Raw genomic sequence first — 25,397 nt, forward strand, 5'->3', positions numbered from 1 at the left:
GCGCTTAAGAAAGCTCGATCGGAACACCACGTCCACTGAGCTCTTCGTCGAGGCGCAAATAGTGCGCGAGATAGTCGTGCAGCGCTGTGGCCGCCTTCGAGGTCGCGCCGCTGGACTTGTAGAGCAGCAGTTCGACCTTCGGCAGCGGCGGCAGGCCTTCGTTAAGGCCGATTTCTCGCATCGCCGGTACCAGCGCGCTACGGCCGAGCACGGTCACGGCCATACCGGCAAAGGCGGCAGCCTGCAATCCACCCACGCTTTCGCTGACGCAGGCAATGCGCCAGCGCAGGTTCGCGCGCTCCAAAGTATCGATCGCATAGTCGCGATAGATGTTGCCCGGCGGTAGCAGGGCGAGCGGGATGGGCCTCTCCTGATGCGCGGCAGATTGCTCGCCGGTCATCCAGACGAGCTGTTCGCGCCGCACCACCTGTCCACCGGTGAAATCGTTCATGCGGGTGACAAGGGCGATGTCGACATCGCCGCGCTTTACCAGGCCAACCAGAGGAGTGGACAACGCACAGTTGAGCTCGACCTGGATGCGCGGAAAGGACTTCCTGAAGACGCTCAGAATCGACGGCAGCATGAACGCTGCATAGAGGTCAGGCGTGCCAAGCACGACCTGGCCCTCGATCTCCTGCGACGCGAGTTGCGAGATCAATTCGTCATGCAACCGCAGGATGGATTTGGCGTAGGTCAGAACCATGGAGCCATCCTCGGTCAACGTCAGCCGACGTCCCCCGTGCAGGAAGAGCTGCTTGGCGGTCAGTTCCTCCAGACGCTGTAGCTGCAGGGTGATTGCCGGCTGGGTGCGGCCCAGCCGGCGTGCCGTCTCGGTGATGCTGCCGGTCTCGACGACCGAGATCAACGACCGAAGCATGCGGATGTCGAGACTGATAAGGTTCATGAGGCGCCCGTTTCGCCGAGAATTTATGCAATTTCCATGCTAGCGCCTGGCGCGCAACGCATCGCGCATCTGGATCATTTCTCTTGCTTGACGAGCCCGGGCCTCAACGAGACCTCTGGAAAAAGGCGTTTCTGGTGCAAATCGGATCACCCCCTTGATTTGATCTGGATATTCTTCTCTGGAGCTGGCTCTAACTTCCGCATGATGGGCTGGGACGGAGAGTTCAAATGTTCCAATCGCTTAGATGCCAGCTAACGTGAGCAGAGGTTTTGGCGAAGTATCTGACCGCAGGTCCAGCCGGACGGGCCGAGCAGGCAGACGAAATCGTTGGCCTCGATGTCGAGCAGGCGTCCCGCGGCCTCGCTGTCGCGCGCTTCGAGGGCGGCGAGGATGCCGGCGTGCTCGTCGACCGAATTGCTCCAGCGCCGGTCGGCGCCGAGCGCCAGGTAACGCGCGCGTTCGGCGCGGGAGATCAGCGTCTCGTGCGCCTCGTGGCGCGCACGCTGCGCTGGCAGCAGACCACCACCGTGCAGGGCTGGTCGCGATCTGGCAGAAGCGCCGCTGCACCATCGTGTTCGTCACTCACAGCGTCGACGAGGCGCTGGTGCTCGGCAACAAGGTCGTGGTGATGACGAAGCGGCCGGGCCGGATCCGCGAGGCTGTTGATTTCGACCTGCCACGTCCGCGGGACATCACTAGTCCCGAATTCAACGATGCAAAGCGCCACATCCTGTCCCTGATCCGGGAGGAGTCGACGCGGCTCGCACAGGCATCGTAGAGTAGAGCCATGCGCAAGCGTCTCGGCATGATCACGCCGTCCTCCAATTCCGTGCTGGAGCCCGTCACCAGCGCCATGCTGCATGGCGTAGCCGATGTCACCGCGCACTTCTCGCGCTTCCGCGTCACCGAGATCGCGCTGGATGCTGCAGCCCTGAACCAGTTCGACGCCTCGGTGATGCTGCCGGCCGCTGATTTGCTTGCCGATGCCAAGGTCGATGCCATCGCCTGGAACGGAACCTCGGCCAGCTGGCTCGGCATCGGCCGGGACAGGAGCCTTTGCGAAGCGATTACGGCGCGCACGAGCGTGCCCGCGACGACCTCGACGCTCGCCTGCATCGACGCCGCCCGCGCGCTCGGCGCCAAGCGCGTTGGTCTCGTCTCGCCCTATACGGATGATGTGCAGCGGCGGATCGGCGATGTCTGGGCGGAGGAGGGCATCGCCCCGCACGCCGAGCGGCATCTCGGCCTGCGCGACAATTTCTCCTTCGGCGAGGTCACGCCCGCGACGATCGCCGGTATGATCCGCGCCGTTGCGGTGGAGGACGCCGATGCCGTGGTGATCCTCTGCACCAATCTCGAAGGTGCCGCGCTTGCGGCTTCGCTCGAACGGGAATTGGACATCGCGGTGCTGGATTCGGTTGCGGTCACGCTGTGGCGGACACTTGAGCTCGGCGGCGGCGACATCGGGGCTCTTGCGCAGTGGGGCCGGATATTCCAGACATCTGCGGTCATCAAGTAACGGAGACGCCTGTGACGCAGCTCGATCTCGCCATTCGCGGCGGCACCATCGTGACGGCCAGCGACGAGTTCCGCGCCGATATCGGCATCCGTGACGGCCGCATCGTCAGCATTGCCGATCGCATCGAAGGCGCGGCGCGCGAGATCGACGCGACGGGCCTGCTGGCGCTACCGGGCGGCATCGACAGCCACGTCCACATCTCGCAGGCCTCCGGCCCCGACGTGGTCATGGCCGATGATTTCGCTTCGGCGACGCGCTCGGCGGCGGCCGGCGGCAACACCATGGTGCTGCCCTTCGCGCTTCAGGAGAAGGGGACGTCGCTCCGAACCTGCGTCGAGAATTACCGCAAGCTCGCCGAAGGCGAGTGCTATATCGACACGGCGTTCCACCTCATCATTTCCGATCCGACCGCGGTCGTGCTCGGGCAGGAGCTACCGGCGCTGGTCAAGGACGGCTACACCTCGTTCAAGGTGTTCATGACTTATGACGACCTCGTGCTCAGCGACAAGCAGCTGCTCGAGGTGTTCGAGGTGGCGCGCCGCGAAGAAGCGCTGGTGATGGTCCATTGCGAAGGCTACGACGCGATCCGCTTCCTCACCACCAAGCTGGAGCGCGAAGGCCACATAGCGCCCTATTATCACGGCGTCTCACGGCCCCAGGCCGTGGAGCGCGAGGCAACGCATCGCGCCATCAGCCATGCCGAAGTTGTCGGCGTGCCCATCATGATCGTGCATGTCTCCGGTCGCGAGGCGATGGAGCAGGTGCGTTGGGCCCAGCAGCGCGGATTGCCGGTGCATGCGGAAACATGTCCGCAATACATCACGCTGACGGCCGACGACATGAAGGGCCTGAACATGGACATCACGGGCGCGAAGTACGTCTGTTCGCCACCGCCGCGCGATGCCGCGAGCCAGCAGGCCATCTGGGAGGGCATCACATCAGGCGTGTTCCAGACCTTCTCGTCCGACCACTGCCCATTCCGCTACGACGATCCCAAGGGCAAGCTGACGCCGAACTCCCGCACCTCGTTCCGCTGGGTGCCGAACGGCATTCCCGGCGTCGAGACGCGGCTGCCGATCCTGTTTTCGGAGGGCGTGTCGAAGGGGCGGATCAGCCTGCAAAAGTTCGTCGAGCTGACCGCGACCAACCACGCGCGGATCTACGGCCTCTATCCGCGCAAGGGCTCGATCGGCGTCGGCTTCGATGCCGACATCGTGCTGTGGGATCCGAAGCTAAGGAAGGCAATTCAGCAGGCCAACCTGCACCACGGTGCGGACTATACGCCGTGGGAGGGTTTTGATGTCACGGGCTGGCCCGTTACCACCATCGCGCGCGGGCGCGTCGTCTACGAGCAGGGCAGGATCGTCGGCGACAAGGGCGGCGGCGAAGTTCTCAGCCGCGGCAAATCGAGCCTGATCTGATCTTGCGCGCTACCTGGCTGCGCGACGGTGCCCGCGCTCAGTTTGTCGGCCCGTCCCCGCGGATGACGAAGGTCGTCGCCTTCAGTTTGGTCATGCCGAACTTGTCGAACAGCTTGTCATAGGTGCCGTCGACGCGGATCGCGGTGAGTGCGTCGGCGGCGGCCTGGGCGAGCAGCTTGTCGCGGAAGGCGAACGTGATGTCGGTGCCGGCGATGTCGCGGACCCAGATTTTTGCGATGCCCTTCTGCTCCAGTGAGTTGGCGGTCTCGTTGATGTTGAGTGCGGCTTCGAGCTGGCCGGCACGCAGCGCCGCCGAGGTCGCGGTCACCGTGGCGAAGGTGCGCAGCTCGACCGGCTTGAGGCCCTTGGCCTCCATCGCGGTGCTGAACTCACGCGCCTTGCGCTCGGTGTAGGTCGCCGATTCCACGCCGACCACGCGGCCGGCGAGGTCCTCGAACTTCTCCAGCTTCAGGCTGGAGGAGGGGTCGGTGTAGATGCTGATCGCCTGCTGCGCGTAAGGCACGAGGTAGAGCATCTTAGAGCGCTCCTCGGTCCAGAACAGGCCGGTGTTGATGGCGTCGAAGCGGCCGGAGCGCAGCGCGGGGATCATCGGCGGGAAGTCCATGCGCAGGAACACGGCCTCGACGCAGATCCGCTTGGCGATTTCCCTGGCGAGCTCGACATTGAGCCCCTGCAACTCGCCCTTGTCGTCGACGAATTGCTGCGGCGGCAGCGTCGGGTTGATCGACATCTGCCATTTTGGCGCCTCGATCAAGCTCGATGCCGGCACCTTCGGCGTACAGGTCTGGGCACCGGCCGCCTGGGTCAGGCCGATCAGAAGAGCGAGGGCGGAGAAGGCTTTTGGAAATTGCATCTGAATACTCCGATCAAATCAGGGGTGGCAGAGGAGCCGTTCTCCGGTCCGAATTCTTCTTGTCTCTTCAAGTGGCCGCCGTCGCATCGCGAGCGGCTTGCCGGGTCAGGATCAGCGAGATGTGCCGGGCCGCCGTCACGACCTCGTCGCGCTGGTTGAGAAGGTCGAGCGTCTCGACGACGATGCCGCGCCCGGGGTTTTTGGTGGGCCGCTTCTCGACGAAGCGGAAGCGGACGCGCAAGGCGTCGCCGGCGACGATCGGCGCCTTGAACCGCACCTCGTCCCAGCCGAGCGAGGCGACGGAAGTCTCCTCGTACAGTTTCAGCTCCGACTTCAGCCCCTCCATCAGCGACAGGCCGAACAGGCCATGGCCGATCACGGCGGGAAAGCCGCGCGAGCGCGCGTAACCTGAGTCGATATGAAGCGGATGATGGTCGCGCGTGACGTCGGCGAAGACTGCGATGTCGGCTTCCGTCACCGTGTGCACGGCGGTCTCGAACTCCGCGCCGAGCGCGATGTCCTCATAGCGGAGATTGATCGGGGCGCTCGTATCCATGCTGGTTCCTCAGGCGACCTTGCGCGGCCGCGCCGGCAAGGCCTTGAAGCTCTGCGCGATGCCCATCGGCCCAGAACGGAAGATGCGCGGATCCATATCCTTCAGGTTTGGACTGATGCGTGGCCGGAAGCCCATATGGGCGAGGATGTCCTCCTCCAGCCGAACGCCCGGCGCGATCTCGCTCAGGGTCACGCTGCCGTTCTCCAGTTCGAACACGGCGCGCTCGGTGATGTAACTCACATGCTGGCCGCGCTGCGCGGCAAGTGAGGCACTGAAGCTGATCTGACCAACCTGCGGCACGAACTTGCGGAAGGCACCGTCGCGCCGGATCGCGAGGCGGCCGTTCTCGACGCCGATGTCGAACTTGCCGCCGGTCATGGTGCCGCTGAAGATCAGCCGCTTGGCGTTCTGGGTGATGTCGATGAAGCCGCCGGAGCCGTCACGGCGCTCGCCGAAACGGGTGACGTTGACGTTGCCCGCCTCGTCCACCTCTGCGAAGGACAGAAAGGCGCAGGACAATCCGCCGCCGTCGTAGAAGTCGAACTGATAGGCCTGGTCGAGGATGATTCGAGGATTGATTGCCGTGCCGAATTCGCGGGCGTGGCCGGGCACGCCGCCGACGACGCCGGATTCCACCGTCAGCGTGATCAGGTCGGAGATGCCTTCCTCGGCCGCCACATTGGGAATCATCGCGGAGATGCCGACGCCGAGATTGACGACGTCGCGTGGGCGCAGCTCGAAGGCGGCGCGGCGGGCGATCACCCGCCGTTCGGTGAGCGGGTCGGGCGTGATCATCGCCACTGGCACGCGCGTCTCGCCGCAGCGCGCGGGATCGTAGATGGTGCCGTAGGTCTGCATCTGCCCGGGCTCGATCACGACGTGATCGATCAGGAAGCCGGGGATTTTCACCATCTGCGGATGGATCGAGCCGCGCTTCACGATGCGCTTGACCTGGCAGATCACGGTGCCGCCGGCATTGTGCACGGCCTGTGCGATCGAGAGATCCTCGCGCGTCGTGCCTTCGTGCTCCATGCTGATGTAGCCGTCCTCGTCGGCGGACGTGCCGCGGATGATGGCGACGTCGGGCGATGCGGGCACGCGGTAGAGCAGCCAGGGCTGCCCGTGCAGCTCGAGCAAATCGACCAGCGGCGCGGTCGTCCGCTTGTTCATGCGGCCGCCGTCCTGGCGCGGGTCCATGTAGGTATTGAGACCGACATGGGTGAGCACCCCGGGATGCTTCGCGGCCATGGCGCGGCAGAGCTGGCTCATCACGCCTTGCGGGAAATTATAGGCGTCGATCAGCTCGTCGCGGACGAGCCGCATGAACGGCACCTGAAGTCCGAAATTGCCGCCGATCACGCGCGCGATCAGCCCCTCATGGGCGAGATGGCACAGGCCTTTTTCGGTCACGGCGCCGACCCCAGTGATGTTGATCAGCGTCAGATTGCGTGGGCCGTGCCCGCCGAGGAAGCGCTGCTCCAGCGCGTCGAGGATGGCTTCGGCGGCGCCCGTGCCGCCATTGCCGCCGACGATCAGCGTATCGGTATCGTGAATGAGGCCTGCGGCCTCTGCCGCGGTGATGATGCTCAGCATGGGTGCGCTTCCCGCATCATGCGGCCTCCTTCTCGACCTGACGGGCGATGATTAGCCGCTGGATCTGGTTGGTGCCCTCGTAGATCTGGGCGAGGCGGACGTCGCGGAAGATGCGCTCGATGCGGTACTCGCGCGAATAGCCGTTGCCGCCGTGGATCTGCAGCGCGTTGGAGACGTGTTTCATCGCCATGTCGGTGGTGAACAGCTTGGCCTGCGCCGCCTCCTTGGCAATGGGCTCGCCGGCATCGTGCAGGCGCGCGGCGTGGTGGATCAGCAGGCGTGCAGCGGCGATGTCGGTCGACATGTCCGCAAGCATGAACTGCACGGCTTGGAAGCCGATGATGGCCTGACCGAACTGCTTGCGGTCCTTTGCATAGGCGGTCGCGTCCTCGAACGCGGCCTGCGCCATGCCGAGCGCCATCGAGGCCATCATCAGCCGGCTGAAGTTGAAATTGCTCATCGCCATCTTGAAGGCCTGTTTCTCCGGCCCCATCACGCTGTCGGCCGGCAGAAGCACGTCGGAGAAGGTGATCTGGCAGTCGTCGAGGCCGTGCATGCCGAGCAGCTCTTCGTTCTTGCCGCGCGCGATGCCGGGCAGGGCGCCGTCGACCAGGAGGCAGGAGATGGAACGGTGGCCAGCCTCCGCGCCGGTGCGTGCAAACACCATGATGCGGTCCGCGACGCCGCCGAGCGTCACCCAGGCTTTTGTCCCGTTCAGCCGCCAGCCATTGCCCTCGCGCACCGCCGTGGTGCGGATGCCCGCGACGTCGGAGCCATGGTCGGGCTCGGAGACGGCGGTCGCCGGTATGATATCGCCGCTGAGAATCTTCGGGATCAGTTCCTTGTGCGCGGCAGTGCCGTGGTGGTCGAAGAACAATGTCGCCTCGACGGGAATGGCAAAAGCGTTGGCGACCGCGCCGGAGCAGCGCGCCAGCTCCTCCATCGCGATGCAGGCGGCGACTGCATCGAGGCCGGCGCCGCCCGCGCCTTCGCGCAGGCAGATGCCGAACAGGCCGAGATCGGCCATGCCCTTGTAGAGTGTGTGATCAAAGCGGTCCTCGCGATCGATCGCAGCCGCACGCGGCAGGATCTCGGCTTCCGCGAAGCGGCGGGCGGTCTCGCGCAGGGCTTTCTGGTCTTGGCTGTAGAAGCGGTCCATGGGTATGCTCCCGTCAGTCGCTGGCGAGCTTGGAATCGTGGGAGACTTCGCTGCGGTCGCGGTCGCAGAAATAGACCGCGACGTCGTCGCCGGGCACGCCATAGGCGCTGCACACGCCGCGGGTCAGTGCGATCGCGGCGGCGCGGCGCTCGGCCTCGCTGCGCCGGAATGCGTGCACCTTGAGCAGGATGCGCTGGCCGGTGGCCTGGGCGCCGAAGATGCCGGCGTGGGCGTAGTCGTCTGCGGCAACGGGCAGGAAATAGAGCGTGACCGTATCGGCGGTGACGCCGAACGCCGACATCAGGCCGTCGGTCACTGATCTCGCGAGCGCGGCCTTGCGTTGGGCAGGAACTTGCGGGGCGAGCACTTCGACATAGGGCATCGATCAGACCTTCGCGGATTTGGCCGCAGACGATTTGGATGAAGACGATTTGGACTTCGCGAACTTCTCCGGGGCCGGGGCGTCGATCTGGCGGCAGGAGTCGCGCTTGATGAGCCGGGCGCCGACGCGATATTCGCGAACACCCTCACTGCCGTTGCCTTTGGCGTCCATGCGATGCAGCAGCCGGTCGACGGCGAGATTGGCAAGATCCCGTGCGCCGTTGTCGACGATGCTGATGGCCGGGCGATGCCATTCGAACCAGGGCATGTCCTCGTAGCAGAGCAGCGAGAGATCGGCGGGAATGGCGATGTTCCGTTCCGCGGTGACGCGCAGCACGCCGAGCGTTGCCTCGTGATTGGCGACGAAAATCGCGCTGGGCGGACGGGGGAGGTCGAGCAGCTTGCGGGCGCATGTCGCGCCGGTCTCCGGCTCGAAATGGCCGGCATGAATCAATGTGTCGTCCTTGGCGATACCGGCTTCGCGCAGCGCGCGGACATAACCGGATAAGCGTTCACGGCCGGACGTGGTGTCCTGGCGGCCGACGATCAGCCCGATGCGCTTGTGCCCGAGCTCGATCAGATGGCGCGTGCCGAGATAGGCCCCTTGCGGATCGTCGGCGAGCACGGTCTCGAGGTCGGTCGCGTCATCGCGTCGCACCAGGCAGACAATCGGGACGTCCTTTGAGAGTGTCTTGAGCTGCGGGCCATTCTTGCCGGTGGGCACGACGATCAGTCCGTCGATGCGGTGGTCGACCAGCGTGGTGAGGGTGTCGCTCTCCTGCTGCGCGTCGTCGCCGCCGATGCACAAAAGCATCTGATAACCCAGCGCCTTCAGGCGCGCCTGCACCACTTCGGCCATCACCTGGAACGAGGCGTTGGTGAGATTGTGGACCAGCAGCGCGACTAGCCGCGACTGCCCGGTCTTCAGTCCACGCGCGATCGGGTTTGGTCGGTAGCCGAGCTCCCGCGCGATGCGCAGCAGACGCTGCTGTGTGCGCTCGCTGGTCAGCCCGGTTCCAGTCAGCGCACGGGACGCGGTGCTGACTGAAACGCGGGCCGCCTGTGCCACATCTTTGAGCGTGACGCTCATCAAACCTGCCGATAGACTGCAAACGATTGCAAAAAGCTAAGAGCTAAATCCGCTCGGATCAAGCTCAAAAAATGGATGGTGTTGCCCAATGCAGAGCCAATTACGCAATCGTTTGCAGAAATTATGCGGATATTCCGCAGGCGGCCGCCATTCGCTTCGTTCACTCAATCGTTCGGCAGCTCACAAATGAAGGCGTTCCGCGGCACCTACACCGTCATGATCACCCCGTTCACGCAAGGCGGGGAGCTCGATGTCGCGGCACTGCGCGCCTTCGTCGATTGGCAGATCGCGGAGGGCATTCACGGGCTGATCCCGCTTGGCTCGACAGGCGAGTTCCTGTCGCTGGATGATGACGAGAAGGCGCTTGTGGCCGAGGTCGTCATCACTCAGGCCGCGGGACGTGTGCCGGTGCTGATCGGCACCGGGGCGGAGGATACGCGCGAGGTGGTGCGCCTCAGCCGCCGTGCCGAAAAACTGGGCGCGGACGGCGTCATGATCATCCCGCCGTTCTATTCGACTCCGACTGACGACGAGCTCGTCCATCACTACAAGACGGTGGCCAACGCGATCTCGCTGCCGATCATGGTTTACAACAACCCGGCGACCGCCAATGTCGATCTTAGGCCGCCGCTGGTGGCGCGCATCGCCGAGATCGATAACTGTCTCTATATCAAGGAGTCGACGCTAGAGGTGACGCGGGTGCGCGACATCATCCGTCTCTGCGGCGACAGGATAACCGTGTTCGGCGGCATCCTTGGCTTCGAATCCTTCGTCGAGGGCGCGCAAGGGTGGGTGGCGGTCGCCTCCAACGTGGTGCCGGCGAAGATGGCACGCATCTTCAGCCTCGTCGCCGATGATGGTGACATCAAGCAGGCGCGCGAGCTCTATCTCGAATACCTGCCGGTGATCGAATTCGTCGGTGGCCAGGCCTATGTCGCCGGCAGCAAGGCGTTGCTCGGCCATATGGGCCTTGCCGTCGGACATCCGCGCCCGCCGCGGCTGCCGTTGCCAACCGCGCAGGACGCTGCCGCACGCGCGCTGGTCAAGACGTTCGATCTGGCATGGCGCAGCGCGCCGATTGCTGCTGCTTGAATGGGGTGTGAAGGCATGAACCTGCTCGACGGCGTCAAAATCCTCAGCTTCAATCATTACCTCGCGGGTCCGCTTGCCGCGCAGACGCTCGCCGATCTCGGCGCCGACGTCATCGCGGTTGAGCCGATCGAGGGCGCGTTCCAGCGCAACTGGGCCGTGGCCAATCATTTCGTCGCAGGCGACAGCGTCAATCATCTGGCGACGGGCCGCAACAAGCGCAGCATCGCGGTCGATCTCAAGCATCCCGACGGCATCGCTGCCGTGAAGAAGCTGGTCGCGACCTCTGACGTCGTGATGGAGAATTTCCGGCCGGGCACCATGGCCAAGCTCGGTCTCGGCTACGACGCGCTGAAGGCGATCAACCCCGCTCTGATCTATGCGGTCGCGACCGGCTTCGGATCCGACGGCCCCTACAAGGACCGCCCGGGCCAGGACCTGCTGCTTCAGGCGATGTCGGGTCTTGCGATGCGGACCGGACGCGCCGATGGCGAGCCGACGGCGGTCGGTGCCGTCATCGTCGACCAGCACGCGGCCTCGCTCTATGCCATGAGCATTCTGGCGGCGCTGTTCGCGCGCAGCAAGACCGGCAAGGGCCAACTCGTCGAGGTCAACCTCTATCAGGCCGCGCTCGATCTTCAGGTCGAGCCGCTGACGGCCTGGCTCAATGGGGCGCCGTCACCGACGCCGCGCGGCCCGGCCGGTATCGCCGCCTGGTTCAGCCCCGGACCTTATGGTGTTCACGCCACAGCCGACGGTCACATAGCGGTCTCCATGGCCGCGCCCAAGGCGCTGGCCATTGCGCTTGACAGCGAGGAGCTGAAGCAGTTCGGGGAGACCGACAGTTTTTCGAAGCGCGAGGAGATCACGCGGATCGTCGCCAGCAGGCTGAAGCAGAAGTCGACGGCCGATTGGTTACCCTCGCTCGAAGCTGCGAAGATCTGGCACGCACCGGTGCAGGACTATCGCGACCTCGTGTCCGATCCCCAGCTCAATCATCTAGGCGTGTTCAAGTCCGCCGAGAGTGCAGGGGGCGAGCCGATCCGCATGGTCGCGCATCCCGCCCGCTATGACGGCCAGACGCCGGAGGTGAGGCTGGTGCCGCAACGGCTGGGTGCACAGACCCGCGAGGTGCTCGGCGAGATCGGCTATAGCGCGGCCGACATTGACGCCATGGTTGCGGGCAAGGCTGTGGGGGTGGCGCGATGATCGATTTCTCGATCCCCGAGGATACCCGCCTGCTGATCGATACCGTCCGACGCTTCGTCGAGACGGAGGTGCAGCCGCTCGAAGACATCGTGGAGCAGACGGCCACGGTGCCGGCCGAGAAGCTGGCAGTCACCAAGGCCAAGGCGCAGAAGCTCGGCCTTTACGCCATGAACATGCCGGCGGATGTCGGCGGCGGCGGGTTGTCCTGCATCGAGCATTGCCTGGTCGAGGAGGAATTCGGCAAGACGTCGGATGCGCTGATCCGCCGCGTGTTCGGCCAGGTCTATCCGATGCTGATGGCCTGCAAGGGCGACCAGGTCGAGCGCTATCTCATGCCGACGGTCAAGGGCGACAAGATCTGCGCCATGGCGATCACCGAGCCGGGCGCCGGCTCCGATGCCGCCTCGATCAGCACGACGGCGCAGCTCGACGGCGATGCGTGGGTGCTCAACGGCACCAAGCATTTCATCAGCGACGGGGACATCGCGGATTACGTGATCCTGATGGCGCTGACCGACAAGGACAAGCGGGCCCGCGGCGGCATCACGCTGTTCCTGGTCGATCGCGGCACGCCCGGCTTCAAGGTCGCGCGCACCCAGCCGATGATGGGCCATCGTGGCTATGGCCATGCCGAGCTGAGTTTCGAGGACTGCCGCATCCCGAAGGCGGCCGTGCTCGGCGAAGTCGGAGGCGGCTTCAAGTTGATCATGCAGAGCGTGCTCCAGATCCGCCTCGCCCATATCGGCGCGCGTGCCGTCGGGATGGCGCAGCGCGCGCTGGAGATGATGCGCAAGCACGCCGGCGAGCGGCGCCAGTTCGGCCAGCTGATTGGCGATTTCCAGATGGTGCAGAAGCTGATCGCCGATTCCGCCACCGAAATTTTCGGCGTCAAGATGATGGTGATGAACGCGGCCTGGGACATCGACCAGGGCAAGGATACGCGCGACAAAGTCTCGATGATCAAGGTTGCGGCGTCCGAGATGCAAGGCCGGGTGGTCGATCGCGCCATCCAGGTGTTTGGCGGCATGGGCTTCAGCAAGGACCTGCCGCTCGAGCGCATGTATCGCGACGCCCGCGTCACCCGCATCTATGACGGTACCTCCGAGATCCACCGCATGCTGGTCGCGCGCAGCACCATCAAGAACGGCTTGCAGCTCTAGGGAACGACCGATGTCTCACGCTTCTCTCAAGCCCGGAGCCGCCTTCTCATTCCGCAAGACCATGACGGTCGCCGAGCAGGCGATGTTCACCGGCATCAGCGGCAATCTCGGCGGCCTCTATGTCGATGCCGTCCGCGCCAAAAAGGCGGGCGCCTCCAACATGGTTGCCTTTGAGCTCGCCGTCGGCGGCCTCGCCACCACCTGTCTCAGCCAGCTCGGCGGGCCAACGCGGCGGATCGGCAGCATCGCGCTGAATTTCGCGGCGCCTGTGATCGTTGGCGAGTCGGTCGAGGCGAAGGCCGAGATCGTCTCGGTCACGGGTGACGAGGCAACCTGCCGCATCACCTGCACGCTGTCGCCCTCGGGTGCCACTGTGGTCGACGGCACCGCGACGCTCGTTCCGTTCGCCAGGGCCTGAGCCATGTACGAGCCAAAGTCCTTCGACGAACTGAAGGTGAATGACAGGGTCAGCCTGAGCAAGACCATCACCGAGGCGGATGGCGCGCTCTACATTGCCGCCACCGGCGATTTCGGCCCTGTTCATGTCGACGAGGTCTATGCCGGTGCGACGCGCTTCGGCCGCAGGCTGGCGCCGGGGATCATGGTCGCCGGCCTCTGCACCAGCGTCCTCACCAGCGAGCTCGTCGGCACCATTGGCGTCTCGGTGGAAGACCGGTTCTGGTTCACCGGTCCGGTGTTCTATGGCGACACACTGACCTTCGACGTCTGGATCGCCGAGCAGCACGACGAGACCCGCACCATCATCTGGGAGGCCAGCGCCCGCAACGAGGGCGGCCTCGAAGTGCTGAAGGCGCGGGCGAGCCTGAAATTCCCGCGGCGGAAACCGTCATGAGCAAGCCGATGAAGAAGCCCGACCTGCGCGGCGTCACGGTGGCAGTCGTGCTGCCGTTCAAGAGCGACATGTCGATCGACTGGGACGGCTATGCTCGCGTGCTCGATTATTGCGCCTGCCCAGACGGGATTGCGGCGGTGTTCGTCAACGGACATGCCGGAGAGGGCGGCTCGCTGTCGGACGACGAACGGCAGGCCGTGATCGAGCGGACGCGCAGGCAGATCGGCGGCAAGCCGCTGCTTTCAGGTATTATCGCGCACTCGACTGCGGAAGCGATCCATCAGACTCAGCTGGCAGAATCCGCTGGCGCAGACTGCGCGGTGTTGTTCCCGCCGACGCCGCTCGGCGGTGGTGCATCAGCCACATCGCGTGCGCCGGTCGCCTACGTGCAGGCGGTCAGCTCCGCCGTCGCAATCCCGGTGTCGATCTTTCAGTATCCGCTGACGTCCGGCTTCGGTTATTCGCCGGAGACGCTGGCGAAGATCGCCGCGCTCGAGAGCGTCATCGCCATCAAGGAGGGCAGCGACACGATGCTGGCCTATGACGAGAACCGGCGTGCTGTGAAGCAGGCCGATCCGTCGGTTGCGATCCTGCCATCGAACTTCAATTGGTTCCTGCCGCAACTCGCCGTCGGCGGCGACGGCGTTTTGTCCGGCCTCGTCAGCCTCGCGCCGGGCCTGTTTGTCGAACTGTGGCAGGCCTCGCTCGCCGACGATCTCAACGCCATGCGCGCCGTCAACGACCGGCTATATCCGATCGTCCGGGCGATCTACGGCCCGGCGCCGATTATGGACATGCATACGCGTATGAAGGTCGGGCTGAAGGCGCTCGGCCTGATCGAGAGCGCCGATCCACGGCCGCCACTGCTGCCGGTGTTGCCGGCGCTGTGCGACGCCATTGCAACCGCCGTCGGTGTCGCGCGCGCGGCCGGCGACATCCGGCTGGCATGAGGGGCGCAGCCATGGCGGACGAAGCCTTCATCCATATCGTGCGGGTCGACATCGACCCCGAGCACGAGGCTGCGTTCAACGCCTGGTACGAGCAGACGCATTTTCCAGATCTGCTCGCCTGTCCCGGCTGGCTGTCGGCCACGCGCTTCGTCTCGGTCGGCGAGGGGCCGAAATACGCGGCCATGTACGAGGTCGCGGGACGATGGGCGTTCGAGACGCCGGAGTTCCTGAAGGTGAAGGGCTTTGGTCCGTTCGAAAAGCGCGTGAAGAATTTCATGCGTATCCAGCTCAAGCCGATGTCGGGACCGGCTTGAGATGATGAAGGTCGATGCAGCCTGCCGTGTCGCGAGATCGGGCCGGCGGCATCCAAGAAATGACGAGGGGGGAATCCCGGGCGAGGGGCTGCATCGGTCATTGGCGTCTTACTGGAGGTATTACATGGTCTCGACACTGCTTCGCCTGGGTGCGGCTGCCGCACTCGTTCTTGCATCCGCATCTGCGCACGCCGCCTGCACGCCCGCGATCTCCGACGACAATCTGATTGCGCCGGGCAAGTTGCAGCTTTCGATCAATCCGACCAATCCGCCGCAGCAATTCGTCGACAAGGACGGTCAGTTGCAGGGCCTCAACGTGGAGTTGGCGGCCGAGCTCGGCAAGCGGTTGTGTCTTCCCGTCGAGCTGATCCGGATGGACTTTCCGGCGATGATCCCGGCGATGGGGGCCGGCCGCATCGACGGCATCAATACCGGCATGTTCTGGACCGAGGAACGCTCGAAGCTGATGTACATGGTGCCTTACTCCATTCAGGCCATTTCGGTCGTGGTTGCACCGGATAGCGGCACAAAAATTGCTACCGAAAATGACCTGATCGGGAAAACATCCGCCGTCGAGGTCTCTACCTATCAGATGAATTGGCTCAAGAAGCTCAGCGATGCGAACGTGGCGAAGGGTGGTCCAGCCATCGAGATGCGCACGTTCCCGACCGCGACCAATGTCGTCAGTGCGCTGCTTGCAGGGCAAGTAGAGAATGCACTGCTGGTCGACAGCGTGGCGCGCGATCTCGTCGGCCGTGGCCGCGTGAAGGAAGTCTTGAGCGGGCTCGGCACGGCCAGGACCACGCTCGGCTTCCGCAACAAGACGGTCGCCGATACCGTCGTCAAGGCGCTCAACACGATGCGGGCCGACGGTTTCTATCAGGCGCTGTTCGACAAGTTCGGCCTGACGGCCATGCCGGCCGACCAGCCGCTTGCGATCGCAGGCCCCGGTCCTGCCTGACAATGGAGACGAGCCGATGAGCCATTTCAGTCCGACGGCCGCCGTCAATTACTTCTTCAACTACTTCCTGATGAAGGGTGTGCTGGTTACCATCGGCTTGACGGTGGCGGCGGTCATCGGCGGATTGATCCTCGGCATGGGCATCGCGTTGATGCGCATGTCGTCCAACCCGGTGCTCTCGGGCTTCTCGCGGTTCTACATCTGGTTCTTCCGCGGCACGCCGCTCTTGATCCAGCTCGTGGTGATCTACAGCGGCTTGCCGCAACTGGGCATCAAGTTCAGCGTGATCACCTGTGCGCTCGTCGGCTTGATCCTCAACGAGGCCGCCTATCTCGCCGAGATCGTACGCAGCGGCTTCATGGCGGTCTCCGCCGGGCAGCGCGAAGCTGCGTGGGCGCTCAGCCTGTCGCCTTGGACCACGTTCCGGCGCGTGACGCTGCCGCAGGCGTTCCGGCTGATGATCCCGCCGCTCGGCAACTCTATCAACTCGCTGCTGAAGGCGACATCGCTCGCCTCCGTGATCTCGGTCGAGGAGCTCATGCGCCGCAGCGACATGCTGATGCAGGAGCATTTTCAGATCCTCGAGGTCTACGCCGCCGCAACGGCCTATTATTTGATCCTCACCTCGGTCTGGGATGCGGTTCAGCGCCGGCTCGAGAAGCATTTTGGGCGATCCAACGCCGCGAAGACAAGGCGGGCAGCGACGAGGGCGACGGTCGCACAGGCGAGCGTGGAGGCGAGGGCATGAGCGAGACGTCGATGAGCACGAATGATGGTGCCGAAAGTGCAATGCCTCAGCCGCAATTGCGCGAGGTCCCCGCGGTTCGCATGGAGGCCGTCTACAAGCATTACGGCGACTTCACCGCGCTGGACCAAGTCGACCTCAAAGTCGGCAAGGGCGAGAAGATCGTGATCTGCGGCCCTTCCGGCTCAGGCAAGTCGACGCTGATCCGCTGTATCAACCACATCGAGAAGCACGACGAGGGCCTGATCTACGTCAACGGAACCGAGCTTGATCATCAGCGCAAGAACATCGATGCCGTCAGGCGCGACACCGGCATGGTATTCCAGAGTTTTAACCTGTTCCCGCACATGACGGTGCTGGAGAACTGCGTGCTGGCGCCGATGACCGTGAGTGGGATGACCGAGGCGGAGGCCAAGGACCTCGCCATGCACTTCCTCACAAAGGTCCGCATCCCGGACCAAGCCGAGAAATTCCCAGGGCAGTTGTCCGGCGGCCAGCAGCAGCGCGTCGCCATCGCACGCGCGCTGTGCATGCGGCCGAAGATCATGCTGTTCGACGAGCCGACCTCGGCGCTCGATCCTGAGATGGTCAAGGAAGTGCTGGAGACCATGAAGAAGCTTGCAGAAGAGGGCATGACCATGCTGTGCGTGACCCATGAGATGGGCTTTGCCCGCGAGGTCGCCGATAGCATCGTGTTCATGAACGAAGGCAGGGTGGTCGAGCAGGCGGCGCCGGAAGAATTCTTCAAGCATCCGAAGTCCGAGCGGGCGCGAACGTTCCTCGACCAGATCATTCACTAGGCGGCGATGTCGGCGGAGATGCGGACATTCAGCGACCGCCTGCGCGGCATTCACGCCGCCACTATCGTGCCGATGGCGCCCGATTTCGACGTCGACGAGGCGCAGCTCGCAGCCCATCTCACCCTGGTGGCGTCTACACCCGGTATCAATGGGCTCCTCGTCAACGGCCACGCTGGCGAGAATTTCATGCTGTCACTGGCCGAGAAGCGGCGCGTGGTGGAATTGGCGCGCGAGCACGCGCCAAAGAACTGCCTGATCGTCTCCGGGGTCAACCATGAATCGAGCCTGGAGGCCGCGCGAGAGGCGGCTGCGCTGGAGCAGGCTGGCGCCGACGGGCTGCTGGTGTTTCCTCCCAACAGCTGGGCGCTCGGTCATGCCGATGACTGCGTCATCGAGCATCACCGCCGCATTCGCGACGCGACGGCCGCTCCGCTGATGCTCTACGCTGCGCCCGTTGGCGCGGGCGCGATGGCCTACGCCCCGCCGCTGCTTACGCGGCTCGTTGCCGATCCTCGCTTCGTTGCGGTGAAGGAAGGTAGCTGGGAGGTTGCAGCCTATGAACAGAATCTCAGATTGACCCGCAAGCTGCGACCGGACTTCGTCGTGCTCGGTTCGGGCGACGAGCATTTGCTGACGAGCTACCTGGTCGGCTCAGCCGGCAGCCAGGTCAGCCTCGCCTGCGTTGTGCCGGAGCTCGTGGTCGGCCTCTGGACTGCGGCCGAGGCAGGCGATTGGGAGCGCGCGCGCGCCGCGCATGAGAAGTTGTATCCGCTTGCGGTCGCGATCTACCGCGATGCGCCTGGGGGGCGGGCGACGGTGCGACTCAAGGCCTGCCTGAAGCTGCTCGGACGTCTCTCGTGCGACGTCGCGCGGCCACCGCAGCCGCCGGTGACGCCAAACGAATTGCAGGCGATCGAGCAGGCACTGCGCGTCGCCGGAGTGCTCTAAGCCGCGAAGAACGGATTGGCCGGCCGTGCGAGGCCGAGATGATCGCGCAATGTCGTGCCCTCACGGTCCGACGGAACAGCCCGCGCTCCTGCAGGATCGGCACGACGAACTCAACGAAGTCCTCGAATCCCTCGTGAAAGTAGAGCGTCATCACGTTGAAGCCGTCGGCGGCATGCTCCTCGAACCAGAGCTGAAGCGTGTCGGCGATGCGTTCGGCCGAGCCGCACAGCACCCAATGGCCTCGGGGCGGCGGCAGTGAGATTGTAGAGGTCGCGTAGCGTCATGTTCTCGCGGCGGCCCTTGGCGAGCATGACGCTGGCGTAGCTGTAATAGTTGTCTGATGGCGGATATCCGGGACTGCCTGTCGAGATCTCAGGCCGACATGTCGCGCCCGAACCGGTCCGACAGGATGGCGAGCGCGTTGCTGCCGCTGACAAATCTCTGGAGCGTGTTGAGCTTCTCGAACGCCTTCCGTCCAATTAGGTCAGGTTAAGAGAAACGCTGGATGGGTGTCGTACCAATCGACACTGCTCCTTCGATTGTGTTCCTTCATAATGAAGTCAATGCGCAGCGAACGATCGTTTGCGGATGGACCGGGTTTTTTCGGGGAGGGATCGGAAGAACGATGATGCCCCATGTTGCTTCAAGTTCTATTGCGAGGGCGAGCGGCGACTAGGACTTCCTTTTGGGAGCATGGCCGCGGTTGCGGACAGCTCGGCGATGACGCGCGCCTGGCCGCTATACTATTTTCGCGGAAACAGTATAACTGCGGTGGACCGGGAAGATGAGGTGGTAACAGATTGAAATCGCGGCACTATCGCTTTTCCGTGGCGCCAATGATGGATTGGAGCGGGAGTTGAAGTTTTTCAATCGGCTAGAAGGCGCCGTGGGCACGGTGTGTGCACCGCGAGATCAAGAAAGTCGGTGGTTCGCAAAACGAACGGCATTTCAGATCGTGGTGTTGCTTGACGTGGTGCCCCGTCTGTAGCCGGTCGCCCGTATGATGCTGTCGATCCCAGTCGGTGCCAGTGTTCGAATGCGCCGTTCTTGCCGTCGGAGCTCGTCGCTGGTTTCCCGCAAGCCTGTGTCGTCTGACGATATCTGAGCTGCCAAACCCGAAACCAATGCGATCCACCATTGACGTGGATCAATCACCACGCTTGCCAGCGGCGCCCAGCTACGCATAGCCGAACAGCTGACCTGACGCAGCTGTGGCGACGCAGTCGTCTCAGACTCGGTGATGAAGACTATGATCAGCCGGTTGCAATGCGGTGGGGCGCTATGATGCAGTTTCTCGTCGGCATGCTGGTTAGCCTGATCAGTATCGGGCTGCATGCACTAGTAACCGTCGTCGCGGTCGGCATCGCCCGCAGCGCAGGTTTGCGTCACACGACGCGGCCGGGACCGCACTTGATGGGCGTGATGATGACCACCGCCGTTGTGTTGATGGTTGCGCACACACTTGAAGTCCTCGTGTGGGCCGCCACTTACGGCATCGTCGGCGCGGCAATTGCCGAAAACGGCCTGCTCTATTTTGCCTTCGTCAATTATACAACTCTCGGCTACGGGGATGTCACGCCCGTTCGCGAATGGCGGCTCATTGGCCCACTGACGGCCATGAACGGCGTGCTGCTGTTTGGATGGTCGGCGGCCGTGTTGTTCGAGGTCCTACGCAAGACGCTCGTTCATCTCGAAGCCCTCAAGGCATCTGAATCGGTTCGGAGGTAATCCCGAGGACTGCAACGGAGCGACGTGGATGACGTCACGGCATCGGGACCCATCGCCGATTTCCTGTTCGGCTTGAGTGCGCTGTTCGCGATCATCAACCCATAGGGGCTCGCCTTTGGCGCGGCTGTTCGGCGAGGAGGGCACCGGCGTGGCGAGGAAACTGTCAGTATTCCTGCTGCTTTGCATTGAGCGTTCAGATTATATTTATCAGCGGAGGCCGCGCGGTCGCTATTGGGCGGCGCGTCACGCGTCGTCCAATAGACGCCGATCCGGATGCAAATCGAACCACAGATCAAGACTGCAGATCGAGACTGGCGAGCTGCTGGCGATCAAGCAGAACGATCTGCCGCTGAGTGTTGCCCACGAAGCCGAGAACGCCGAGCTCATGCAGGCGTGAGAGAGCGCGCGAGACGGTTTCCAGCGTCAGGCCAAGATAGTCGGCGATATCGCGCCGCGACATCGGCAGCGCCATGACACCCGCAGCCGTCAGGCGCTTGTCCATCTCCAGCAGGAAGGCCGCGACCCGCTCCAGCGAGGTCTTGCGGCCCAAGAGCAGCATATGGTCTTCGGCATGCTGGAGATTGTTGGTGGTCATGCTCAGGAGGTTTCTGGCCACCATTGCATCGCTCTGGGCGACCGTTTCGAGACTATGCCGCCTCACGAGGCGCACGGTGGTGTCGACGATCGCCTCGGTGGTGAACCGGTGCTCGTTGCCATTTTCGAGCCCGAAAATGTCCCCGACGAGGTGGAATGCGCCGATCTGACGCCGGCCGTCCGTTAGCAGCTTGTAACTTCGTACCGCTCCGGACTTGACCTGGTAGACATATTCCGCCGGCTCTTTCTCCCCGTAGATCTCGGACCCCTTTCGATAGGAAAATTCGCTTAAACTCACCAACGCATTTGACTCACTTCTCATACCGAGGTCACGGAGCGAATTGGGGCGCAGGGCGGAATCCGTTGCGATGCGAACAAACATAGGCCAACTCCTCAGCTTGCCGCCGAATTGGTCCGTCAGACGAAATTCTTAGCCGGAAATGCGCCGCGCTATCCCACTCCCGCCGAAGTTGATTTACGATTATGCTGGTGGTTCAATCCATTGGTCCAAGGTTCATTGTACCAAGGGACAGGGGCAGCCGCTTGGATGCGCTGGATGAGAAGGTGCAGGCGCTGCGGGAATTTGGCTCATTGTATGATAGATATTTTGAACCCCAACTGTTGAAGAAGATTTGGCGGCTTGGGAGGACTTCAATGGTCACCATCGAAATTGCACGAGAGGTGGAAGGTGCCGGGCCTCGTTCACATTGTCGATGACGACGAGTCCTTTCGCACGGCGATCGAGCGCCGGCTGAAGCTCGCGGGCTACGATGTCGCCACCTATGGGTCGTCACAAGCGCTGCTGGAGTCAGCGCCGAACGATGAGGCAGCGGGATGCATTCTGCTTGATGTGCGGATACCCGGACTGAGCGGTCCTGAGTTACAGACTCGTTTGGTCGCGTCCGGTTCGACTTTGCCGATCATCTTCCTGACGGGATATGCGGATACTCCGACCACCGTGCGAGCGATCAAGGCCGGCGCGGAAGACTTCCTGACCAAGCCGATATCCTCCGAGCAGTTGATCGACGCCATCGAGCGGGCGCTGGCGGGCCAGCGGGTGTCACGCGCCCAGCGCAGCAGGCTCGATGCGTTTCGAAGTCATCTGGCTTCCCTGACACACCGCGAGCGGCAGGTGTTCGATCTCATTGTGCGCGGCCGGATCAACAAGCAGATCGCGCATGAGCTCGGGACCACAGAACGCACCGTGAAAGCGCATCGCCACCAGGTGATGGAGAAGATGCAGAGTCATTCGCTTGCGGAGCTCGTTTCGATCGCTGAGCGGTTGGGAATGCTTGATGTGAACAGCGACTAGTCATCTGGAACGGAAGTTCGTGACATTAGTTGATCGCTCGGATCTCTAGAGAGGAGAGCGCTCGTGGCGAATGCAGGTGTGAAAGGCCGGCCGATCGCGCCGTTGGTGCTGAGTTCGCAGGAGCGGGCGTACTTGGAGAGGCAAGTTCGTCGTCATCGTGTAGCCCGATCGCTATCTGAGCGATGCCGCGCGATCCTGCGGTGTGCAGATGGTCTGCCAAGCAAGTCTGTGGCTGCCGAACTTGGCATCCATGAACACACCGTCGGCAAGTGGCGCCGCCGATTCTTGAAGGATCGTTGTGATGGCCTGCTTGACGAAGCCCGCCCGGGCCGCCCTCGAACCATCGACGATGATCAGGTTGCCGAGGTAATCGAGCGGACATTGCGTACGACGCCGCCCGACGCAACGCACTGGTCGATCCGCTCGATGGCTGCGGATACTGGCTTTTCTCACACCACGATCCGCCGAATGTGGACGGCGTTCGGCTTGCAGCCGCACCGCAGCCAGACATTTAAACTATCGAGCGATCCGCTATTCGTCGATAAGGTGCGCGATATTGTCGGGCTTTATCTGTCGCCGCCTAACCGAGCCGTTGTCCTCAGTGTCGATGAGAAAAGCCAGATCCAGGCACTCGATCGCGAGCAGCCGGTCTTGCCGATGATGCCTGGGGTGCCGGAACGTCGCACGCATAGCTATGTGCGGCATGGTACGACCACGCTGTTTGCCGCGCTCGATGTCGCTTCCGGCTTCGTCATTGGCAAATGCTACAAGCGCCATCGGGCGCTCGAGTTCTTGAAGTTTCTCAAAGAGATCGACGCTCAAATCCCTGAGGGGCTCGCTGTCCATATCGTCATGGACAACTACGCTACCCACAAGACCCCCAAGATTAAAGCGTGGCTCGCTCGCCGGCCGCACTATCATGTCCACTTCACGCCGACTTCCGCGTCGTGGATCAATCAGATCGAGCGCTGGTTCGCTGAACTCACCAGAAAGCAGATCCGGCGAGGTGTTCACACCTCCGTCAGGCAGCTCGAAGCCGACATCCGTACCTTCATCGAATTGCACAACAACAACCCGAAGCCCTTCAAATGGACCAAGTCCGCAGACCAGATCTTGGCTTCCGTCAAACGCTTTTGCCACAAAGCCCAGCAGACTTTATGTGGCGAACTTTAGATTCATGTGACTAGTGGATCTGTTTTGAAATCGCACGGTTCCCTCCATGTACCTTCCCGAAGGGACAATTGAAAAAAAGTTGGCGTGATGCTGCCATGCAGGCCAGCTGTGGCTCATCGCGCGATGCGCGATGAGAGGCTTGATCATTGCGTTCAGCCGCATCGTATAACTCTCGAGGCGCCTGCGAGTTTTCCGTGTCGATACGCCGCTCCGTCTTTATCGTGGATGACGATCCGTCCGTCCGGACGAGCTTGTCCAGATTGCTGCGCGCGCACGGTTTCGTCGCCACCCTGTTCGAGTCGGCGGGCTCGTTGCTCGATTGCGGCGGATTCGAAAGGGCGATCTGCATCGTGCTCGACATCAATCTCGATGAGAGATCCGGTATCGACCTGCGCCGGAGCCTAACGGAGAGGGGCGTCACCGCGCCGGTCATCTACATTACCGGCAACGACAGTCCGGCGAACCGCAGCGCGGCGATCGCGTCGGGCTGCGTCGCCTATCTGACCAAGCCATTTTCTGCAGAAGCCTTGATCGAGCGAGTGACGCGCGCGGCTGCCGCGTAGCTCGAATTCGATCACTCCTCGACATATTGCTCCAGCGTCTTCGCCGGCGCACCTTTGTAGGCGGCCGCGAACTGCGCCAGCGGTACCGAGGTCGTCAGCGCCAGGAGGTTCGAATCGACGAGTTCGAGCATCAGCGCTTTGCCTGATGTCATGTCCTCGATGGTCTTCGGCGGCGCTACGTCGGCCGCTATGCAGAGGTTGGTGAGACACCAGGTATAGGGCAGGCGGAAGGGGGTGCCCTGATCGATCATCAATTTGGGCTGCTGTTGAAGATACATACCGACGGGCACGAACAATTGCAGGCGCGCGGATTGGGAATCGTCGCGTTCGATAACGTCGAGCCGCACGGCGATCTGGCCGGTCGCGAATCGGCCGGTGATCGAGGTTCGGCACAGCCTCAGCGCGCCGCCAGGCTTGAAGCATAGCTTCTGCCAACGGCCGTAACTGATGTCTGTTGCTTCACGTTGACCGCGGGGCGCGACTTCGGCCGGCTTGTCCGCTTGCGCTTCCGCCGGTACAACGCCACCCAGCGACATTGCGGTGCCGACGACGACGAGGAGAAGGCCTCGGAGGTAATCACGAATGTTGGGCATGTTCGCCTCCGGATCGGCAACCTAGTTTTGCGCATCGAGGAATTTCGCCACCAGAGGCGACCAGAGCGGAATCGCGTCTGGCGAACCGATGAAGAAATGTCCCTCGCCGCCGAACGGCGGCATCAGATGATATTCGGCCCGGCCGCCGGCAGCGGTGAAGGCGGCATGCATGCGCTTGGACAGGTCGGGCCCGAAGAACGTGTCGTTCTCGATGTAGATCCACAGCATCGGCACCCGCGAGGTGCGGCCGAAATCCGCGGTGGCTTCAACCAGCTTGTCCGGCGCGCAATTGTTGTTCGGCTTGCCGCCGACGCGCCCGCCACGGCCTGCGGCAAAAGTAATGATGGCCTTGACTGCTGGCGGGTTCACGCTCGACAAGGCGATCGAGGCCCAGCCGCCGGCAGACTGGCCGACCACGATCACGTCCTTGGGGATGATGCGTTTCTCGGCGGCGAGATAGTCGATGATCTCGAGATCGACCTTTGCAACGGCGAGCCCTGCGTCACGAAAGTTGGGATTGGAGCAGTCCCCGATTTTGGAGAAGAACGGTCCGTAGATGCCACGTTCGGGAATGTCGATGGCTGCTGCACCATAGCCGGTGCCGACCGGAGCCACGACGAGGTAGCCGCGCTGGGCGAACCATTTGGCAGCGTCACGAAACTCCACCAGCGGGAAGAAGCTGCGATCGGTCGGCTTGAGCGACACGCCATGATTCATGATCACAAGCGGGAAGGGACCATCGCCGACCGGGCGCACGAGGTAGGCGAACATGGGCAGTTGCAGTGGCAGCGCCCAGATTTCCTCCTGGATGCGGATGGCATTCTCGGAGCGCGCCGGGGCGGCGCAAAGGATCGCCGAGAAGAGCGCCACGAGCAGCCTGACGGTTGTGCTCAACTGTGGGCGCATCG

At 63.2% G+C, this 25,397-nt stretch carries 28 protein-coding genes and 1 pseudogene; 18 read left to right on the forward strand and 11 right to left on the reverse strand.

The window, feature by feature from the left end; all coding sequences use genetic code 11:
- Window positions 1–4: 4 nt before the first annotated feature.
- On the reverse strand, window positions 5–904 hold the full coding sequence (locus tag LPJ38_RS20285; protein WP_145642789.1) for a LysR substrate-binding domain-containing protein: 900 nt from the start codon (window positions 902–904) through the stop codon (window positions 5–7).
- Between the two features lie 251 nt (window positions 905–1,155).
- On the reverse strand, window positions 1,156–1,437 hold the full coding sequence (locus tag LPJ38_RS38315; RefSeq protein WP_430640295.1) for an FCD domain-containing protein: 282 nt from the start codon (window positions 1,435–1,437) through the stop codon (window positions 1,156–1,158).
- Between the two features lie 2 nt (window positions 1,438–1,439).
- Between LPJ38_RS38315 and LPJ38_RS20295 the strand changes: the two are divergent.
- The 3 genes and pseudogenes from LPJ38_RS20295 to hydA all read left to right on the forward strand — a co-directional run.
- Window positions 1,440–1,682 (forward strand): annotated as a pseudogene (locus LPJ38_RS20295) (ABC transporter ATP-binding protein); the annotation flags it as partial.
- A 9-nt stretch (window positions 1,683–1,691) separates the two neighbouring features.
- Complete coding sequence (locus LPJ38_RS20300) at window positions 1,692–2,423, forward strand: maleate cis-trans isomerase family protein (RefSeq protein ID WP_145642791.1); 732 nt, start codon at window positions 1,692–1,694, stop codon at window positions 2,421–2,423.
- Window positions 2,424–2,434: 11 nt separating this feature from the next.
- Window positions 2,435–3,844, forward strand: coding sequence for a dihydropyrimidinase (hydA, locus tag LPJ38_RS20305; protein WP_167520804.1), 1,410 nt, complete (start codon window positions 2,435–2,437; stop codon window positions 3,842–3,844).
- Between the two features lie 37 nt (window positions 3,845–3,881).
- Here hydA and LPJ38_RS20310 read toward each other — a convergent pair whose 3' ends face one another.
- The 6 genes from LPJ38_RS20310 to LPJ38_RS20335 form a co-directional block, all read right to left on the reverse strand.
- Complete coding sequence (locus LPJ38_RS20310; RefSeq protein WP_145642794.1) at window positions 3,882–4,718, reverse strand: transporter substrate-binding domain-containing protein; 837 nt, start codon at window positions 4,716–4,718, stop codon at window positions 3,882–3,884.
- A gap of 67 nt (window positions 4,719–4,785) precedes the next feature.
- Window positions 4,786–5,274, reverse strand: a complete 489-nt coding sequence (locus LPJ38_RS20315; protein WP_145642796.1) for a MaoC family dehydratase — start codon at window positions 5,272–5,274, stop codon at window positions 4,786–4,788.
- A 9-nt stretch (window positions 5,275–5,283) separates the two neighbouring features.
- Window positions 5,284–6,867: an acyl CoA:acetate/3-ketoacid CoA transferase gene (locus LPJ38_RS20320; protein ID WP_145642798.1), complete on the reverse strand. Its 1,584-nt coding sequence runs from the start codon at window positions 6,865–6,867 to the stop codon at window positions 5,284–5,286.
- Between the two features lie 16 nt (window positions 6,868–6,883).
- Window positions 6,884–8,026 (reverse strand): acyl-CoA dehydrogenase family protein, encoded by a 1,143-nt coding sequence (locus LPJ38_RS20325; RefSeq protein ID WP_145642800.1) that lies wholly within the window; start codon window positions 8,024–8,026, stop codon window positions 6,884–6,886.
- 13 nt (window positions 8,027–8,039) lie between these two features.
- Window positions 8,040–8,408: a tautomerase family protein gene (locus LPJ38_RS20330; RefSeq protein WP_145642802.1), complete on the reverse strand. Its 369-nt coding sequence runs from the start codon at window positions 8,406–8,408 to the stop codon at window positions 8,040–8,042.
- Between the two features lie 3 nt (window positions 8,409–8,411).
- Window positions 8,412–9,497 carry a LacI family DNA-binding transcriptional regulator gene (locus tag LPJ38_RS20335; RefSeq protein ID WP_145642804.1) on the reverse strand — a complete coding sequence of 362 codons (1,086 nt, stop codon included), beginning with the start codon at window positions 9,495–9,497 and terminating at the stop codon, window positions 8,412–8,414.
- Window positions 9,498–9,683: 186 nt separating this feature from the next.
- On the opposite strand from LPJ38_RS20335, the gene dapA reads away from it, so the two are divergent.
- The 12 genes from dapA to LPJ38_RS20395 all read left to right on the forward strand — a co-directional run bounded on the left by dapA (window position 9,684) and on the right by LPJ38_RS20395 (window position 20,254).
- On the forward strand, window positions 9,684–10,589 hold the full coding sequence (gene dapA, locus LPJ38_RS20340) for a 4-hydroxy-tetrahydrodipicolinate synthase (RefSeq protein WP_145642806.1): 906 nt from the start codon (window positions 9,684–9,686) through the stop codon (window positions 10,587–10,589).
- Window positions 10,590–10,604: 15 nt separating this feature from the next.
- On the forward strand, window positions 10,605–11,795 hold the full coding sequence (locus tag LPJ38_RS20345) for a CaiB/BaiF CoA transferase family protein (protein ID WP_145642808.1): 1,191 nt from the start codon (window positions 10,605–10,607) through the stop codon (window positions 11,793–11,795).
- Window positions 11,792–12,955: an acyl-CoA dehydrogenase family protein gene (locus LPJ38_RS20350; RefSeq protein WP_145642810.1), complete on the forward strand. Its 1,164-nt coding sequence runs from the start codon at window positions 11,792–11,794 to the stop codon at window positions 12,953–12,955. Before LPJ38_RS20345 ends, LPJ38_RS20350 begins: the two co-directional genes overlap by 4 nt.
- A 10-nt stretch (window positions 12,956–12,965) precedes the next feature.
- Window positions 12,966–13,373 carry a MaoC/PaaZ C-terminal domain-containing protein gene (locus LPJ38_RS20355; RefSeq protein WP_145642812.1) on the forward strand — a complete coding sequence of 136 codons (408 nt, stop codon included), beginning with the start codon at window positions 12,966–12,968 and terminating at the stop codon, window positions 13,371–13,373.
- Between the two features lie 3 nt (window positions 13,374–13,376).
- The gene (locus LPJ38_RS20360) at window positions 13,377–13,808 is read left to right on the forward strand and encodes a MaoC/PaaZ C-terminal domain-containing protein (protein ID WP_145642814.1); all 432 of its coding nucleotides are present in this window, start codon (window positions 13,377–13,379) and stop codon (window positions 13,806–13,808) included.
- A complete protein-coding gene (locus LPJ38_RS20365; RefSeq protein ID WP_145642816.1) occupies window positions 13,805–14,758 on the forward strand; it encodes a dihydrodipicolinate synthase family protein in 954 nt (317 codons plus the stop codon). Before LPJ38_RS20360 ends, LPJ38_RS20365 begins: the two co-directional genes overlap by 4 nt.
- An 11-nt stretch (window positions 14,759–14,769) precedes the next feature.
- Window positions 14,770–15,072: a DUF4286 family protein gene (locus tag LPJ38_RS20370; protein ID WP_231088358.1), complete on the forward strand. Its 303-nt coding sequence runs from the start codon at window positions 14,770–14,772 to the stop codon at window positions 15,070–15,072.
- 124 nt (window positions 15,073–15,196) lie between these two features.
- Entirely contained in the window at window positions 15,197–16,033 is an 837-nt protein-coding gene (locus LPJ38_RS20375) for an ABC transporter substrate-binding protein (protein ID WP_145642820.1), read from the forward strand.
- 16 nt (window positions 16,034–16,049) lie between these two features.
- A complete protein-coding gene (locus LPJ38_RS20380; protein ID WP_145642822.1) occupies window positions 16,050–16,781 on the forward strand; it encodes an amino acid ABC transporter permease in 732 nt (243 codons plus the stop codon).
- 41 nt (window positions 16,782–16,822) lie between these two features.
- Window positions 16,823–17,578, forward strand: coding sequence for an amino acid ABC transporter ATP-binding protein (locus LPJ38_RS20385; protein ID WP_167520806.1), 756 nt, complete (start codon window positions 16,823–16,825; stop codon window positions 17,576–17,578).
- 18 nt (window positions 17,579–17,596) lie between these two features.
- Window positions 17,597–18,526 carry a dihydrodipicolinate synthase family protein gene (locus LPJ38_RS20390; RefSeq protein ID WP_231088360.1) on the forward strand — a complete coding sequence of 310 codons (930 nt, stop codon included), beginning with the start codon at window positions 17,597–17,599 and terminating at the stop codon, window positions 18,524–18,526.
- 1,281 nt (window positions 18,527–19,807) lie between these two features.
- Window positions 19,808–20,254 carry a potassium channel family protein gene (locus tag LPJ38_RS20395; protein ID WP_145642828.1) on the forward strand — a complete coding sequence of 149 codons (447 nt, stop codon included), beginning with the start codon at window positions 19,808–19,810 and terminating at the stop codon, window positions 20,252–20,254.
- Between the two features lie 292 nt (window positions 20,255–20,546).
- Here LPJ38_RS20395 and LPJ38_RS20400 read toward each other — a convergent pair whose 3' ends face one another.
- On the reverse strand, window positions 20,547–21,230 hold the full coding sequence (locus tag LPJ38_RS20400; RefSeq protein ID WP_145642830.1) for a helix-turn-helix domain-containing protein: 684 nt from the start codon (window positions 21,228–21,230) through the stop codon (window positions 20,547–20,549).
- A gap of 306 nt (window positions 21,231–21,536) precedes the next feature.
- Between LPJ38_RS20400 and LPJ38_RS20405 the strand changes: the two genes are divergently transcribed.
- The 3 genes from LPJ38_RS20405 (at window position 21,537) to LPJ38_RS20415 (ending at window position 23,896) form a co-directional block, all read left to right on the forward strand.
- Window positions 21,537–22,160, forward strand: a complete 624-nt coding sequence (locus LPJ38_RS20405; protein WP_167520805.1) for a response regulator transcription factor — start codon at window positions 21,537–21,539, stop codon at window positions 22,158–22,160.
- Between the two features lie 63 nt (window positions 22,161–22,223).
- Window positions 22,224–23,333, forward strand: a complete 1,110-nt coding sequence (locus LPJ38_RS20410) for an IS630-like element ISBj5 family transposase (RefSeq protein ID WP_011085265.1) — start codon at window positions 22,224–22,226, stop codon at window positions 23,331–23,333.
- Between the two features lie 194 nt (window positions 23,334–23,527).
- The gene (locus tag LPJ38_RS20415) at window positions 23,528–23,896 is read left to right on the forward strand and encodes a response regulator transcription factor (RefSeq protein ID WP_145640957.1); all 369 of its coding nucleotides are present in this window, start codon (window positions 23,528–23,530) and stop codon (window positions 23,894–23,896) included.
- Between the two features lie 11 nt (window positions 23,897–23,907).
- Here LPJ38_RS20415 and LPJ38_RS20420 read toward each other — a convergent pair whose 3' ends face one another.
- On the reverse strand, window positions 23,908–24,489 hold the full coding sequence (locus tag LPJ38_RS20420) for an invasion associated locus B family protein (RefSeq protein WP_145640954.1): 582 nt from the start codon (window positions 24,487–24,489) through the stop codon (window positions 23,908–23,910).
- Between the two features lie 21 nt (window positions 24,490–24,510).
- Window positions 24,511–25,395 carry an alpha/beta hydrolase family protein gene (locus LPJ38_RS20425; protein WP_145640951.1) on the reverse strand — a complete coding sequence of 295 codons (885 nt, stop codon included), beginning with the start codon at window positions 25,393–25,395 and terminating at the stop codon, window positions 24,511–24,513.
- Window positions 25,396–25,397: the final 2 nt, after the last annotated feature.

The organism is Bradyrhizobium daqingense, assembly GCF_021044685.1.
Taxonomy (GTDB): Bacteria; Pseudomonadota; Alphaproteobacteria; order Rhizobiales; family Xanthobacteraceae; genus Bradyrhizobium; species Bradyrhizobium daqingense.

Coding starts and splice junctions, on each gene's coding strand:
- LPJ38_RS20375 (WP_145642820.1), top strand. CDS start 15,197: ATGGTCTCGACACTGCTTCGCCTGGGTGCGGCTGCCGCACTCGTTCTT.
- LPJ38_RS20300 (WP_145642791.1), top strand. CDS start 1,692: ATGCGCAAGCGTCTCGGCATGATCACGCCGTCCTCCAATTCCGTGCTG.
- LPJ38_RS20355 (WP_145642812.1), top strand. CDS start 12,966: ATGTCTCACGCTTCTCTCAAGCCCGGAGCCGCCTTCTCATTCCGCAAG.
- LPJ38_RS20385 (WP_167520806.1), top strand. CDS start 16,823: ATGCCTCAGCCGCAATTGCGCGAGGTCCCCGCGGTTCGCATGGAGGCC.
- LPJ38_RS20360 (WP_145642814.1), top strand. CDS start 13,377: ATGTACGAGCCAAAGTCCTTCGACGAACTGAAGGTGAATGACAGGGTC.
- LPJ38_RS20315 (WP_145642796.1), bottom strand. CDS start 5,274: ATGGATACGAGCGCCCCGATCAATCTCCGCTATGAGGACATCGCGCTC.
- LPJ38_RS20380 (WP_145642822.1), top strand. CDS start 16,050: ATGAGCCATTTCAGTCCGACGGCCGCCGTCAATTACTTCTTCAACTAC.
- LPJ38_RS20345 (WP_145642808.1), top strand. CDS start 10,605: ATGAACCTGCTCGACGGCGTCAAAATCCTCAGCTTCAATCATTACCTC.
- LPJ38_RS20325 (WP_145642800.1), bottom strand. CDS start 8,026: ATGGACCGCTTCTACAGCCAAGACCAGAAAGCCCTGCGCGAGACCGCC.
- dapA (WP_145642806.1), top strand. CDS start 9,684: ATGAAGGCGTTCCGCGGCACCTACACCGTCATGATCACCCCGTTCACG.
- LPJ38_RS20395 (WP_145642828.1), top strand. CDS start 19,808: ATGATGCAGTTTCTCGTCGGCATGCTGGTTAGCCTGATCAGTATCGGG.
- LPJ38_RS20320 (WP_145642798.1), bottom strand. CDS start 6,867: ATGCTGAGCATCATCACCGCGGCAGAGGCCGCAGGCCTCATTCACGAT.
- LPJ38_RS20400 (WP_145642830.1), bottom strand. CDS start 21,230: ATGTTTGTTCGCATCGCAACGGATTCCGCCCTGCGCCCCAATTCGCTC.
- LPJ38_RS20425 (WP_145640951.1), bottom strand. CDS start 25,395: ATGCGCCCACAGTTGAGCACAACCGTCAGGCTGCTCGTGGCGCTCTTC.
- LPJ38_RS20335 (WP_145642804.1), bottom strand. CDS start 9,497: ATGAGCGTCACGCTCAAAGATGTGGCACAGGCGGCCCGCGTTTCAGTC.
- LPJ38_RS20285 (WP_145642789.1), bottom strand. CDS start 904: ATGAACCTTATCAGTCTCGACATCCGCATGCTTCGGTCGTTGATCTCG.
- LPJ38_RS20350 (WP_145642810.1), top strand. CDS start 11,792: ATGATCGATTTCTCGATCCCCGAGGATACCCGCCTGCTGATCGATACC.
- LPJ38_RS20310 (WP_145642794.1), bottom strand. CDS start 4,718: ATGCAATTTCCAAAAGCCTTCTCCGCCCTCGCTCTTCTGATCGGCCTG.
- LPJ38_RS20370 (WP_231088358.1), top strand. CDS start 14,770: ATGGCGGACGAAGCCTTCATCCATATCGTGCGGGTCGACATCGACCCC.
- LPJ38_RS20420 (WP_145640954.1), bottom strand. CDS start 24,489: ATGCCCAACATTCGTGATTACCTCCGAGGCCTTCTCCTCGTCGTCGTC.
- LPJ38_RS20390 (WP_231088360.1), top strand. CDS start 17,597: ATGCGGACATTCAGCGACCGCCTGCGCGGCATTCACGCCGCCACTATC.
- LPJ38_RS20365 (WP_145642816.1), top strand. CDS start 13,805: ATGAGCAAGCCGATGAAGAAGCCCGACCTGCGCGGCGTCACGGTGGCA.
- LPJ38_RS20330 (WP_145642802.1), bottom strand. CDS start 8,408: ATGCCCTATGTCGAAGTGCTCGCCCCGCAAGTTCCTGCCCAACGCAAG.